Origin of the sequence: Dyella sp. 2YAF14, assembly GCF_052114725.1 — a bacterium.
Lineage (GTDB): Bacteria > Pseudomonadota > Gammaproteobacteria > Xanthomonadales > Rhodanobacteraceae > Dyella.
Window position 1 is genome coordinate 1 of record NZ_JBFRFH010000016.1, and the last position, 13,252, is coordinate 13,252.

At 65.2% G+C, this 13,252-nt stretch carries 10 protein-coding genes; 7 read left to right on the forward strand and 3 right to left on the reverse strand.

The window, feature by feature from the left end; genetic code table 11:
• Positions 1 to 580: 580 nt before the first annotated feature.
• Genes glnD through dapE form a run of 6 tightly spaced genes read left to right on the forward strand, consistent with a single transcriptional unit; the run spans position 581 to position 7,293 of the window.
• Complete coding sequence (glnD, locus tag AB4Y82_RS17690) at positions 581 to 3,235, forward strand: [protein-PII] uridylyltransferase (protein WP_441605060.1); 2,655 nt, start codon at positions 581 to 583, stop codon at positions 3,233 to 3,235.
• Positions 3,181 to 4,173: a 2,3,4,5-tetrahydropyridine-2,6-dicarboxylate N-succinyltransferase gene (dapD, locus tag AB4Y82_RS17695; protein WP_441605127.1), complete on the forward strand. Its 993-nt coding sequence runs from the start codon at positions 3,181 to 3,183 to the stop codon at positions 4,171 to 4,173. Before glnD ends, dapD begins: the two co-directional genes overlap by 55 nt.
• Positions 4,170 to 4,526, forward strand: coding sequence for a Spx/MgsR family RNA polymerase-binding regulatory protein (locus AB4Y82_RS17700; RefSeq protein ID WP_441605061.1), 357 nt, complete (start codon positions 4,170 to 4,172; stop codon positions 4,524 to 4,526). Before dapD ends, AB4Y82_RS17700 begins: the two co-directional genes overlap by 4 nt.
• A gap of 13 nt (positions 4,527 to 4,539) precedes the next feature.
• Positions 4,540 to 5,037, forward strand: coding sequence for a DUF2165 family protein (locus tag AB4Y82_RS17705; RefSeq protein ID WP_441605062.1), 498 nt, complete (start codon positions 4,540 to 4,542; stop codon positions 5,035 to 5,037).
• Between the two features lie 16 nt (positions 5,038 to 5,053).
• Positions 5,054 to 6,118: a VIT1/CCC1 transporter family protein gene (locus AB4Y82_RS17710; protein WP_441605063.1), complete on the forward strand. Its 1,065-nt coding sequence runs from the start codon at positions 5,054 to 5,056 to the stop codon at positions 6,116 to 6,118.
• A 41-nt stretch (positions 6,119 to 6,159) separates the two neighbouring features.
• Entirely contained in the window at positions 6,160 to 7,293 is a 1,134-nt protein-coding gene (gene dapE, locus AB4Y82_RS17715) for a succinyl-diaminopimelate desuccinylase (RefSeq protein WP_441605064.1), read from the forward strand.
• 56 nt (positions 7,294 to 7,349) lie between these two features.
• Here the strand turns inward: dapE and AB4Y82_RS17720 are convergent, their stop codons facing one another.
• Both AB4Y82_RS17720 and AB4Y82_RS17725 read right to left on the reverse strand, forming a co-directional pair.
• Positions 7,350 to 9,770 carry a penicillin acylase family protein gene (locus tag AB4Y82_RS17720; protein ID WP_441605065.1) on the reverse strand — a complete coding sequence of 807 codons (2,421 nt, stop codon included), beginning with the start codon at positions 9,768 to 9,770 and terminating at the stop codon, positions 7,350 to 7,352.
• Positions 9,771 to 9,817: 47 nt separating this feature from the next.
• Entirely contained in the window at positions 9,818 to 10,630 is an 813-nt protein-coding gene (locus AB4Y82_RS17725; RefSeq protein WP_441605066.1) for a phosphodiester glycosidase family protein, read from the reverse strand.
• 172 nt (positions 10,631 to 10,802) lie between these two features.
• Here AB4Y82_RS17725 and AB4Y82_RS17730 point away from each other — a divergent pair, with 172 nt between their 5' ends.
• Positions 10,803 to 11,291 (forward strand): NUDIX hydrolase, encoded by a 489-nt coding sequence (locus tag AB4Y82_RS17730; protein ID WP_441605067.1) that lies wholly within the window; start codon positions 10,803 to 10,805, stop codon positions 11,289 to 11,291.
• A gap of 746 nt (positions 11,292 to 12,037) precedes the next feature.
• On the opposite strand, the gene AB4Y82_RS17735 is transcribed toward AB4Y82_RS17730, so the two are convergent.
• Positions 12,038 to 13,252, reverse strand: a complete 1,215-nt coding sequence (locus tag AB4Y82_RS17735; protein WP_441605068.1) for a beta-ketoacyl-[acyl-carrier-protein] synthase family protein — start codon at positions 13,250 to 13,252, stop codon at positions 12,038 to 12,040.

Sequence of the window (13,252 nt, forward strand, 5' to 3'; positions counted from 1 at the left end):
TACGCGGCGGGCGTTTCGATCGGCTGCCGCCGACCGAGTCACTTTTCTTTTGCTGGCCCAAAAGATCCCACGGGACTAGCTTCGCGTCGAAAGTAACCCAAAGAAAATGGCCTGATAACGCCCGCAGCATCGTGTTGGGATAAGCCCGAACGTTTGAGGCGCGTCGTTGTGGGACAACCTCCGAGGGTACACAGCGGGTACTGCAAAGCGCTGCGCAACGCGCCCGAATCGCTGAGGACTTAAGGCGGGGCCTCGCTGCGCATCGGCTTTAGCCCCGCACATTGCGAACTGGGTACCGGGCCTGGCGGTTGTCTGTGGGAGCGCACCCTGTGCGCGACCGTCACGCTGCGGTGTGCCGCTCCGTAGGCTTGTCGCGCACAGGGTGCGCTCCCACAGTTTTTTTCTCCCTCTCCCTTTTGGGGAGAGCTCTGGGGTGAGGGGGGCTCGTGGCGGCGTTGCAATCGAAGCCGTTTATCAGGCTTGGGCTTTTGCCGATATTTTCTGGTCTTGACCTCAATTTGCCCTGCGCCAAAGCCCCATGCGTGGCAGACTTGCTGCATCGCCACATGCGTCCCTTTCCATGCCTGTCGCTCCGATCGTGTTGCCTCCTTTGCCACGCCTGCCTGCGGCGGTGCCGCGTTCGGGTGTGTCGGCGGATGCGCGGCGGGCGCTGCGGCAGCTGCTGGGTGATGTGGATCGCGCGCTGGCGACGGCGTTTCGCGATGGTGCGGATGCGGCGGCGCTGGCCCAGCGGCGCGGGGAGTCGGTGCAGCGGATCGTGGTGCATGTGTGGTCGGCCTGCCTCGGCGACGTGAGCGATGCTGCGTTGTTTGCGGTTGGCGGGTTTGGCCGCGGCTTGCTGTTTCCGCATTCGGACGTCGATCTGCTGGCGCTGGTCGGGCCGTCCGAACCGGCACGACTGCGCGCGCTGGAGCAGTGCTTCGCTACCCTGTGGGACATCGGCCTGAAAGTAGGTCACGCGGTGCGCGATCTGCCGCAATGCCGCGTACTTGCCCAGCAAGACGCCAGCGTGTTCACCAGCCTGCTCGATGCGCGCCGGCTGGTCGGTGATCCCTCGATGGAGGAAGGGCTCAAGGCGATCGTCAACGATCCTGCCTTGTGGCCGCCGGCCGAGTATCTCGCGGTGCGCCTGGCCGAGCGCGATGCACGCCACGCGCGCTACAACGACACGGCGTACAACCTGGAACCCAATCTGAAGGATGGCCCCGGTGGCTTGCGCACGCTCGATGCGTTGCGCTGGCTTGGGCGTCGTCTCGCGCATGCGGACGACTTCGACGACATGGTTGAAGAAGGCCTGCTCGATCCCGCTGAAAAGGACACGCTGGAACAATCCGAGGCCACGCTGCGTCGCTATCGCTACGCGCTGCATCTGGAAGCGGGTCGTGCCGAGGAACGCCTGCTGTTCGACTATCAGCGTGCCTTGGCGGCGCGGCTGGGTTTCCAGGACGAGCACGAGAAGAACCTCGGCGTTGAACAGTTCATGCAGGGCTACTATCGCGCCGCCAGTCAGGTGGAGCGTCTGGGCGTGCAGATTGCCGAGCGCTTCGAGGAAATGCTGGAACCGCTCGCGCCGCCGCAAGCGGTAGGCGAGGATTTCGTGCGCTACGGCAAGCGACTTGCCGTGCGCGATCCGGACCTGTTCATGCGTCGGCCGGCAGCGCTGGTCGATGCATTCATCGCGCGATTGGGCGAGCCGGGCATCACCGGCTTCACCGCCGACACCATGCGTCGCATGCATCAGGCATCGGCCGCGCTGGATCGCGAGCTCGCCGACGATCCGGAGGTGCTGGCAGCGTTCCTGCGCCTGCTGCGCCTGGGGGCGCCGGCGGTCGAGGCGATGTGGCGGATGAATCGCCATGGTCTGCTGGCGGCGATTCTTCCGGCCTTTGGCAAAGTCTTTGGGCGCATGCAGTACGACCTGTTCCACGTCTACACCGTCGACGAACACACGCTGCGCGTGCTGCGCAATATGGCGCGGTTTGCCGACGCGGATGCGGTGAACGATTTCCCCATCGCCTGCAAGATCTGGCCAGGTTTGCCCAAGCCGGAACTGATGCTGCTGGCGGGGCTGTTCCACGACATTGCCAAGGGGCGCGGTGGCGATCATTCGGTGCTTGGCGAAGAGGAAGCGCTGGCCTTCGGTCGACGACTGGGTTTGCCGGAGGACGATACGCAGCTCATCGCATGGCTGGTGCGCTGGCATCTGTTGATGAGCACCACGGCGCAGCGACAGGACATTACCGATCCCGACGTCGTGCATCGTTTTGCCGAGACGGTGGACACGCCCGAGCGGCTGGACTATCTCTACCTGCTGACCATCGCCGACATCATTGGCACCAGCCCCAAGTTGTGGAATGGCTGGAAGGATCGTCTGCTGGCGGATCTCTATACATCTACGCGCTACGCGCTGCGCAGCGAAGACGAGCTGCCGTCCGATGCCGCCGCGCGTGTGCGCGCCTGCAGCGAGCAGGCCCTGGCGCTGCTGGAACAGGAAGGCTTTACGGCGGACGCCTGCCAGCGTGTATGGCGCGGCTTCCCGGAATCGAGCTTCCTGCGCCACCGACCCGAACAGATTGCCTGGCAGACCTCGGCGATCCTGCGCGCCAAGGGCGCAACGCCGCTGGTCGAGGTGCATCCGAAATCCGTGCGTGGCACCACCGAGTTGTTCGTTTACGTACCCGATCGCGATGGCTTGTTTGCCGCCGTCACGGCCATGCTCGATCGCCTGCATCTATCCGTGATGGAGGCGCGCATTCTCAGCTCGCCCACCGGCATGGCGCTGGATACCTTCCTGTTGCTCGAAGCGGACACGCAGCAGCCGGCCACGCCGGAGCGTGCCGACGAGCTCAAGCAGCGCCTGCATCGCGCCTTGTCGCAGCCGGGTCATGTGCACCAGCCGTCGCGCCGCAGCATGTCGCGGCACCTGAAGCATTTCCAGGCGGCGCCGAAGATTGCCTTCAGCACCGTCAACGGCCGCACACGCCTGGCCCTGGTGTGCAGCGATCGCCCCGGCCTGCTCGCGGCGGTGGCGCAGGGCATGATGGATGCCGGTGTGCGCGTGCACGACGCGCGCATTGCCACCTTCGGCGAGCGCGTGGAGGATTTTTTCCTTATCACCGACCGTCACGACGCGCCCTTGAGCATCGAGTTGCAGGATCGATTGCTGCATGCCTTGCTCGAACGGCTCGGGCCCGCCAAGGAAAAACGCGCCTGAGGCGGCGACGTGGCATCGACTCGCGGCGCACGCCTTTTCTTGTCAGAATCGCTTGTCCCTTGCGGCACCTTGCGTTGCCGCTCACTCCCGACCCCTTTGCCGTGACTGCCATGCAACCCATTGAAACCCTGATCAACGACGCCTTCGAACGCCGCAACGAACTGACCCAGGCCGAGATCGACACCCATCTGCGTCCCGCCGTGGAGCAGGTCATCGACCTGCTGGAAGCGGGCGAGCGCCGCGTCGCCGAGCCCGATGGCCATGGCGGCTGGACGGTCAATCAGTGGATCAAGAAAGGCGTGCTGCTGTATTTCCGCATCAACGGCAATCGAGTGGTCGATGGTGGCCCGGCCATGGCCTTCGACAAGGTGCCGCTGCGCTTTGCGCATGGCAACGATCAGGAATTGGAAGGGCTGGGCGCGCGCGTGGTGCCTGGCGCGTTGGTGCGTCGTGGCGCCCACGTGGCGAAGGACGCGGTACTGATGCCGAGCTACGTGAATATCGGCGCCTATGTCGGCGCCGGCAGCATGGTCGACACCTGGGCCACGGTCGGTTCGTGCGCGCAGATTGGCGCCGGCGTGCATCTATCCGGCGGCGTAGGCATCGGTGGCGTGCTGGAACCACTGCAGGCCAATCCGACCATCATCGAAGACAACTGCTTCATTGGCGCGCGTTCGGAAGTGGTCGAAGGCGTGATCGTGGAGAAGGGCAGCGTGATCGGCATGGGCGTGTTCCTCGGCCAGTCCACGCGCATCTACAACCGCGCCACCGGTGAAGTGAGCTACGGCCGCGTGCCGGCCGGCAGCGTGGTGGTGGCAGGCAGCCTGCCGGCGAAGGATGGTTCGCACAGCTTGTACGCCGCCATCATCGTCAAGCAGGTGGACGAGAAGACGCGCAGCAAGACCGGCATCAACGAGCTGCTGCGGAGCGCCGAATGAGCGTGACCCTGTATGGCCTTAGCACCTGCGATACCTGCCGCAAGGCGCGCAACTGGCTCGATCGCTTCGAGGTGGCATACACCTTCGTCGATTACCGCGCCCATCCGGTGCCGGCGGCCACGCTCAAAAGCTGGGCGCAGCAGCTCGGCGGCTGGGAGAAACTGGTGAACAAGGCGTCTACCACCTGGCGCACGCTGCTGCCGCAGCGCAAGAATCCCAGCAGCGATCCGGAGTGGACGCTGCTGCTCAAGGAATATCCCGCGCTTGTGCGCCGTCCGGTGGTGCTGCAGGAAGACGGTTCGGTCAGCGTGGGGTTCACCGACAACGGCTTCAAGAAACTGTTCGGGCGCTGAGGTCGCGATCGCCATGGTGGTGCGCCTGTCACGGATCCTGCTGCTCGCCGCCATCGCGCTCTGGCTCAGCCTGGTGGCGTTCGGCAACCTCACCGATTACGGCAGCAATTGGCCGTTCGTACGGCATGTGCTGGCGATGGACACGATCTTCCCAGGCGCGGGCATCCATTACCGCGCCATCACCTCGCCGCTGTTGCAGCACCTTGCCTACGGCCTGATCATCGCCACGGAAACGCTGGCCGCCGCGCTGTGCTGGCTGGGCGTGTGGCGGCTGTGGCGTACGCGCGCGGCGCCGGCTGTGGTATTCCATCGCGCCAAGCGTATGAGTGTGCTCGGCCTCACCATCGGCATCATGTTGTGGCTGGGCGGCTTCATCGCCGTGGGCGGCGAATGGTTCGGCATGTGGATGTCCACGCAGTGGAATGGACTGGAGAGCGCGTTCCGCTTCGTGGCGGTGTTGCTGCTGGCGCTGGTCTATCTGGGGCAGCGCGATGGCGAGCTCGACGAATGAGTCACATGGAGGCGGCATGACAGCCCGTCGCGCACGGCACTACCGTAGCAATCTTCGGATCGAGCGTGACAATGCGGCGCTGTATGAGCATCTGTCCGAGCTAGCCTCCGACCAGCGTCTGCGGCGGGCCTATCGACGGATTGCCGACGGCGAACGAGCCAACGCAACGTTCTGGGAAGAACAGCTCAAACACATGGGCGTCGAAGTGCCGCCGGTGCGGCTCGGCGTTCGCGTCAAGGTGCTGACCTGGTTTGCGCGACGCTTCGGCACTGAGTTTGTGATGCCCACGGTGGTACGGCTCGAACACGCCGATCATCTGCCGACTCCGGTCGACCGCGAAGGACACCGCGACCATTTCCTTGAGCCACACACGCCGTCGATGCGCAGCGGCCGTCATCGCACGCAAAGCGGAAACACTTTGCGCGCGGCCGTGCTGGGCGCGAACGATGGACTCGTTTCCAACGGCAGTCTGGTGATGGGCATGGCGGGCGCAGCCGCCGGCAACCACGCGATCCTGCTCGCCGGTTTCGCCGGGCTGGTGGCCGGTGCATGTTCGATGGCGCTGGGCGAATGGCTGTCGGTCAACAGTTCGCGCGAGTTCTATCAGGCGCAGATCGCGGCGCGCGCCGAGCGTCTCGCCGTATCGCCGGAAGACGGCAAGCGCAGCCTCGCCAGCCTCTATCGCCAGAAGGGCATGGACGCGAAAACGGCGGACGAACTGGCCGAACAGATCGCCGAACGTCCGCGCAATGCGCTCGATACCCTGGTGCGCGAAGACCTCGGCATCGATCCGGACGAACTCGGTGGCTCGGCATACGGCGCAGCCATTTCCTCGTTCTGCCTGTTCGCCCTGGGTGCGCTGTTTCCGGTGGCACCCTACCTGTTTCTGAAAGACCATACGGCCTTCGTCGCCAGCATCGCCTCGACCATCGTGGGGCTGGTGCTGATCGGCATGGGCACGGCGCTGTTCACCGGGCGGAGCATGGTGTTTTCCATTGCCAGGCAGTTTGGTATCACGTTGGCGGCCGCCGGCATCACCTATGTGGTAGGTCATGCCTTGGGAACGGTGTTGGCGGGCTAAGTGGCACAGTAGTTCACGGTTTGCATGATTTGAGGCAAAGCATGTCCAAGGTTCTCGATTTAGCCGTTGATCTCATCCGCCGCCCTTCGGTGACGCCGCACGATGCCGGCTGCCAGGCAGTGATCGGCGAACGCCTGGAGGCTGCAGGCTTCCAGGTGCAGCACCTGCGCTTTGGCGAAGTCGACAATCTGTGGGCTACGCATGGCAAGGGCGGTCCGCTGCTGATGTTCCTGGGCCACACCGATGTGGTGCCTACCGGACCGGTCGAGGGATGGGCGAGCGATCCGTTTGAGCCGGCGATACGCGATGGCCTTCTATACGGCCGTGGCGCGGCGGATATGAAAGGTTCGGTGGCGGCGATGGTGGTGGCGCTGGAAGCCTTCGTGGCCTCGCATCCCGCTCACAGCGGTCGAGTTGGTTTGCTGTTGACCAGCGACGAGGAAGGGCCGACCAATCTCGACGGCGTGCGTCGCGTGGCCGAGCATTTTCGTGCCACGGGCGAGCGCGTCGACTGGTGCGTGGTGGGTGAGCCGTCGTCGAAACAGCAGCTCGGCGACCTGATACGCGTGGGGCGCCGCGGTTCGCTTTCCGGCACGCTGGTCGTGCGTGGCATCCAGGGGCATGTGGCTTACCCGGAGAAGGCGCGCAATCCCATCCATGCGTTTGCTCCCGCACTGGCAGCACTGGCGGCGGAGCGTTGGGACGAAGGCAACCGGGACTTCCCGCCTACTTCGTTCCAGGTATCCAACCTCAATGCGGGTACGGGCGCCAACAACGTGATCCCCGGCACGCTCACGGCCTTGATCAACTTCCGCTACAGCACAGCCAGTCGCGCCGCGGATCTGCGCACGCGCACCGAAGCCATCCTCGACAAGCACGGCGTGGATTGGCAGATCGAATGGTCGCTGTCGGGCGAACCGTTTCTCACGCCGCCGGGCGGCGCGGTGCGCGATGCGGTGATTTCGGTATGCCGTGAGTTGTGTGGCATCGCACCGGAGGAGAGCACGGGCGGCGGTACCTCCGATGGCCGCTTCATTGCGCCGCTGGGCGCCGAAGTAGTGGAGCTGGGGCCGGTGAACGCCACCATTCACAAGGTGGACGAATGCGTGTCGGTGGCTGATCTGGAGAAGCTGCCGTCGCTCTACGAGGCGATCTGCGAACGCCTCTTGCGTTGACCCTGGCTTCCAGCATGGCGCATTGAAAAAGCCGCCCTGAGGCGACTTTTTCGCGTTTAAGACTTGGTGGGCACCAGTGTCAGCGTGTGCTGGTCAGGCCCCGGCAGCAACGGTGTCGGCCGACCGTTGACCCAATCCTCCTCGCCTGCACCGTGATACGGCGACAGCGGGTTGTCGCTCTGGCCGCCGGGCATGTGGAGGATGCTCTGCGCTTCATGGCCGGGCATGGCATCGAGACGCTCGGAGGCGCCAAAGCCGGGCGAGACGACCCGCGGCATATTGTGATCGCCAGCCACAGGCTCGTCGGGCATGTCCAGGTAGCGGCCGAGGAAGCCGGGCAGGGCGCGCGACAGCGGATGGCGGATGGCCGTTCGGTTGTATTCGCCCCAGGTGCGCGCCGCCAGGCCGCCGGGCTGCTTACCAAGCTCGTCGACCACGTCGTGCGCAGCGGCGTTGAGCAGGGCGTTCCAGTTGTCGTAGGCCGGATCGAGCAGGTTGGCGGGACGGTCGCGCAGCAGGGTCCACACGGCTGCCTCGGTGTCGACCAGACCGGGCCAGGCGAAGTCCTCGTGCCTGGCCTTCACCTGGGCGACGAACGGCGCCAGCACTTTTTCCTTCACCTTGTCGCGGAACGCGCGCACCAGGCGATAGTCGACGCTGTCCGTCGCGGCGCGGCCCGCCCAGCTGGCCGTGAGCTGGCGCAGCTGTTCCAGCCCGGGGTCATGCGTGCCCGCCAGCGTGTCCTGCAGCAGACGCTGCCAGCGCGTGAGCAACACGGCGCGGTTGTCCAGTTGCACATCGAGCATATTGCCCGGGGTGAAGCTGTTGCGCGCACGCAGGTCGTCGCGGATCTGCTGCGCACGCGCGCCCAGGTCGTGGCCGCCGTTGCCAAGCAGTTCGAGTTCGGCGCCGTCGACGGTGCGGTTGTTGGCGGTCCACAGGCGGCCATCGGCGGGATCTTCAACGCGCGGATACTGCGAGGCCTCGGCGCAGCCCAGCCAGCCCGTATCGGCGTTCGACCAGTCGGCAGGGAGTTGCGCATCGTAGCCCTTGCGCAGCGGAATGCAGGTGCCGGTGACGGTCCAGCCGATATGGCCGGCGCTGTCGCCCACCAGCAGGTTCTGCGGCGGCATGCCCATGCCGGGGGCGAGATCGAGCGCGGCATGCGCACTGTCGATGTGCTCCAGCTGCATCACGCCCAGGTTGTAGCCGCGCGGACGATCGCCGATCCAGGCCAGCGCCAGCGGCGTGCCGTCGATGTCCTTGCCCATGACCGGACCCCAGCGCGTCGCTTCCACTTTCAGCGTCTGGTCGGGCGCGTCCTTGATATGGATGACTTCGTCGTGGGTTTCGAGCGCGGCCCAGCCTTCGGGCACCTTGTAGCGCGTGGCGTCGTTGGGATCGCGCTGCACGCGCACCCAGTCCGCCCAGTCGCCGTAGCTGTTGGTGAAACCCCAGGCCACCTGGCCGTTCGAGCCGACCACCAGCGCGGGCGTACCCGGCAGCGACACGCCGTTGGCATCGCGCTGGCCGCCCGGCGCCGTGGCATCGGGATAGCGCAGGCGCACGCGGTACCAGATATTGGGCACGCGCAGCGTCAGATGCATGTCGTTTGCCACGATGGCGGCGCCCGATTCGGTGAGGCTGCCTGCGACGGCGAAGTTGTTGCTGCCCGGTCGCGCGGCATCCAGCGCGGGGAGCAAGGCGGCGGTCAGAGCCGTCTTGTCGCCGGTGGTGGACGGTGCGGCCTTGCGCAGGTCGAACACGTCCGCGCCGGGAATCACCGGCGGATGCGAGAGGTCACCCTGCAATGGTGCTTCCCAATCCGGATCGGGCGACAGCAGGAAATCGGCTACTGGCGCGGGCAAGGCATCGCGCAGCTCGGCCATGTGCAATTCGCGATCGTTGCGGCCGTCGCCATTGAGATCCAGATACATCGCGGCAATCACCAGAAAGCTGTCCTCTGGGCGCCAAGCCTGCGGCTTCGCGTTGAGCAGCAGGTATTCCCACGGCTTGACGTGCAGGTGCGCGAGGCCGGCGTTCACGCCGGCGGCATACAGATCCAGCGTGCGCTTCTGCTCGGGCGGCAACGCGGCATAGGCGGCCTGCGCCACGCTGCGCAGGCGATGGCGACGATGATTGAGGTCGGTATCGAGCGCCTTGGCGCCCACCAGTTCCGACAGCTCGCCTGCGGGCAGGCGACGCATCAGATCCATCGCGAAAAACCGCTCCTGTCCGTGCACATAACCCATGGCATAGGTGACGTCGTCACGACTCTTGCCTTGCAGCGTAGTGGTGCCGAGCGCATCGCGCGTGATGGCCACGGCGTCGCCCAAGCCGTTGATCTGCACCTCCCCGTCGAGTTGCGCGCGGCTGCCGGCCAGCAGGAACCAGGCGGCGATGAAGACGCCCAGTGCCAGCACCAACAAGGTGCCAAGCAGGTAACGGAGCCAGCGGAAACGGCGGGGTTGATTCATGGCGCGAGTGACTCGATGCGTTGGAAGAAAACCGCCAGCGTGCGCGGTCAGGGCGTGGTTGACGAGAACACCGCGAAAATGCCGGCATACGGCTTCACCATGAACGTGGGCGCGCCGGCATAGCCTTCACCTTCCACGTAGAACTGCGAAATGGTGCCGTCCAGGTAAAGCGCATCGCGGCAGCCGAGTTCTTCCTTGAACAGCCGCGCGAAGGTATGGAAATTCACCGGCGCCTCGCTCACCGCAAACACCACGTGGTGCGGCGTTTTTGCGCACACGCCGCTACGCCACTTGAGGCTGTTGGAGTCGTCGATGAACTGCTCGTTGAGCTTGCCGTCGATCACCAGCATGGGGCCGGACTGGCTGGCCCATTGCGCGGGCTTGCCGGCCGCCTTGAACGCCGCGCTGGTCTGCACGGCAGCGTGGCCGTCGGCATAGATGGCGAACACGCCATTGGGCAGCAACGAGAAATTGCCCGATGCCGGGTTGCCGTGCGCGAGGTTCAACGGCACGGCGGTCTTGCCGTTCTCCACATACAGGCCCAGTGGCGCAAACTGGCGGTCGTAGATGCCGGCGTTGGCGGCAAACAGCATGCGGCGGCTGTGCGTCATGCCCCATTGGCGCAGCGCGTTGATGGTGCCGAACGGCTCGCCGCTTTCCGGGTCCTTCCAGTGCAGGCTCAGCGATTCGCGTTTCAGGTCGATACTGACTACGCGGAAGTTCTGGTTGTCGAACACCGTCTCCCTGCTGGCCACGGCCTGCGCCTGGCGATCGCAGCCGGCCACCAGCGCCAGTGCCAGCAGCAGCCAGCACAGTGAGGGGCGCAGACGGGATGACGGACAGCCTGGAGCGGTGGACATGTCCTGATGGTCGCCGCCCGGGCCGGGCCGGCGCAAGCCCATGCAGATGCATCGGCAGAAATTTTGTCGCAGCGATTGCCTGACGGGTGGGCGACTGCCCGCACGAATCGAGCAGCGGCAACGGGTGCGTGACTATACTGGCCGCTTTCCTCCCCAGCACTGCAGCGTACCGATGCCTTACACCCCCATCGTGGCGACCCTCGGCTATGTGTTGTCGCCGGATCGTCGGCAAGTCCTGATGATTCACCGCAATTCGCGCCCGGACGACATGCACCTGGGCAAGTACAACGGCCTGGGCGGCAAGATGGAGCCGGGCGAAGACATTGCTGCCTGCATGCACCGCGAAATCCTCGAAGAGGCCGGCATCACCTGTGAGTCGATGTCGCTGCGCGGCACGCTCAATTGGCCGGGCTTTGGCAAGCAGGGTGAGGATTGGCTGGGCTTTATCTTCATCATCGATGGATTCAGCGGGACGCCGCTGACTTCTAATCCCGAGGGCACGCTGGAGTGGGTGGCGGTGGACCGGCTGATGGAACTGCCGATGTGGGAGGGGGATCGCCATTTCCTGCCGCTGGTGTTTGACGAGGATCCTCGGCCGTTTCATGGGGTGATGCCGTACAAGGATGGCCGCATGCAGTCGTGGTCGTACTCGCGGTTTTGATTGGGGTGGTGATCGTGCGCATCGGGTAGCGCCAACGCCCGCTTTCGTTGTGCGGGTCTTTTGTAGGGGCGCACTTGTGCGCGACCAGCCGACGGAGCGGTACACCGCAGCTCTGCGGTCGCGCACAAGTGCGCTCCTACAAGGAGGGCGCAGGTCCGTGGATGGCGGATCAATCTTGCCGGTCGGCTCGTCTGTGGGAGCGCACCCTGTGCGCGACAAACCTACGGAGCGGTACACCGCAGCGTGGCTGTCGCGCACAGGGTGCGCTCCCACAGACAAGCGGGCGCGGCGGACGGAAAGAGAGATGCCGAAGGCGATGCAAAGCGAGGCCCTGCTTTAAGTCCTCAGCGATTCGGGCGCGTTGCGCAGCGCTTTGAACTACCCGCTGTGTACCCTCGGAGGTTGTCCCATCAGACGCACCTCAACCGCTCGGGCTTATCCCAACACGATGCTGCGGGCGTTTTAGGCCATTCTCTTTGGGTTACTTTCGACGCGAAGCTAGTCCCGTGGGATCTCTTGGGCCAGCAAGAGAAAAGTGACTCGAGCGGCGGCAGCCGTTCGAAACGCCCGCCGCGTCCCACAGGGACTAGCTTTGCGTCGTAGGCGGCACCCTGGCCGCAAGGTGACAATCAGAAGCCAAGGATCTGAATGGTCAGCCATGCGACGGTTGAAAAGCGCCTCCGGCCCACGCCGGGATGACGATTCCTTTCGCGCCGCGCGTCAGTAAGCGGCACAACAACCCACCCTCACCCCATCCGCCTCACCGCCACCACCGCATTCAACCCCCCAAACGCAAACGAATTGCTGATCGCCGCATTCACCTTGCGCTCGCGCGCCACATTCGGCACATAGTCCAGATCGCAGGCGGGATCAGGTTCGAGGTAATTGATGGTGGGCGCCACGATGCCATCGTGGATCGCGCCGATGGCGGCGATCAATTCCAGTGCACCGCCCGCGCCCAGCGCATGGCCATGCATGGACTTGGTGGATGACACCAGCATTTCGCGCGCATGCGCGCCGAACACGCGATGGATGGCGCGCGTCTCGGTGCTGTCGTTGGCCACCGTGCCGGTGCCATGGGCGTTGACGTAGTCGACGTCTTCGGGCGCCAGGCCGCCATCGCGCAGCGCCATGCTCATTGCGGCGGCGGCGCCGATGTCCGATGGTGCGGCGATATCGCCGGCGTCCGAACTCATGCCGGTGCCGGCCAGCTCGCAGATGATTTCCGCGCCGCGTTTCTGCGCCGACTCCAGCGTCTCGATCACATACATCGCCGCACCTTCGCCCAGCACCAGGCCGCGGCGGCCCTTGCTGAAGGGGCGGCAGGTATCGGGGGCGAGCACGCGCATGGCTTCCCAGGCGCGCAGTGTGCCGAGCGTGATGCAGGCCTCGGTGCCACCGACCACGGCCGCATCGACGATGCCGGATCGGATCATCATCGCCGCCTGCGCAAACGCATGGTTGGAAGATGCACACGCGCTCGCCACCACGAATGCCGGGCCGGTGATGCCGTGCACCATGCTCACCTGGCTGGCGGGCGCGTTCATCATCATGCGTACGATGCTTAGCGGGTGGAAGCGGCCCTGGTGTTCGCCATACAGGCGTTCATAGAGATCGTCGCGGGTGGTCTCGCCACCGGCACCGGTGCCGATGACGACGGCCGCGCGCGAGCCGACTTCGCCCTCGAAGCTTATGCCCGACTGGCGGATCGCTTCGTTGGCTGCGATCAACGCGTATTCGCTGAACGTATCGAGCAGCGCGCGACGGCCTTCGTCAAAAAAGTTGGCGGGGTCGTAATTCGCCACTTCGGCCGCGATGCCGCCATTGCGCAGCTGGCCCACTTCGATGTGGTGGATCGGGCCGATGCCGGACCGACCCTCAGTCATCGCCTTCCACACGGAAGGTGCGTCGTGGCCGAGCGCGCAGATCGCGCCCATGCCGGTTATCACGATGCGGCGCAT

Excerpts from the sequence above, each read along its gene's own strand:
- AB4Y82_RS17735 (WP_441605068.1), bottom strand. The coding sequence starts at position 13,252 with ATGCGCCGCATCGTGATAACCGGCATGGGCGCGATCTGCGCGCTCGGC.
- dapE (WP_441605064.1), top strand. The coding sequence starts at position 6,160 with ATGTCCAAGGTTCTCGATTTAGCCGTTGATCTCATCCGCCGCCCTTCG.
- AB4Y82_RS17730 (WP_441605067.1), top strand. The coding sequence starts at position 10,803 with ATGCCTTACACCCCCATCGTGGCGACCCTCGGCTATGTGTTGTCGCCG.
- AB4Y82_RS17725 (WP_441605066.1), bottom strand. The coding sequence starts at position 10,630 with ATGTCCACCGCTCCAGGCTGTCCGTCATCCCGTCTGCGCCCCTCACTG.
- AB4Y82_RS17700 (WP_441605061.1), top strand. The coding sequence starts at position 4,170 with ATGAGCGTGACCCTGTATGGCCTTAGCACCTGCGATACCTGCCGCAAG.
- AB4Y82_RS17705 (WP_441605062.1), top strand. The coding sequence starts at position 4,540 with ATGGTGGTGCGCCTGTCACGGATCCTGCTGCTCGCCGCCATCGCGCTC.
- AB4Y82_RS17720 (WP_441605065.1), bottom strand. The coding sequence starts at position 9,770 with ATGAATCAACCCCGCCGTTTCCGCTGGCTCCGTTACCTGCTTGGCACC.
- glnD (WP_441605060.1), top strand. The coding sequence starts at position 581 with ATGCCTGTCGCTCCGATCGTGTTGCCTCCTTTGCCACGCCTGCCTGCG.
- AB4Y82_RS17710 (WP_441605063.1), top strand. The coding sequence starts at position 5,054 with ATGACAGCCCGTCGCGCACGGCACTACCGTAGCAATCTTCGGATCGAG.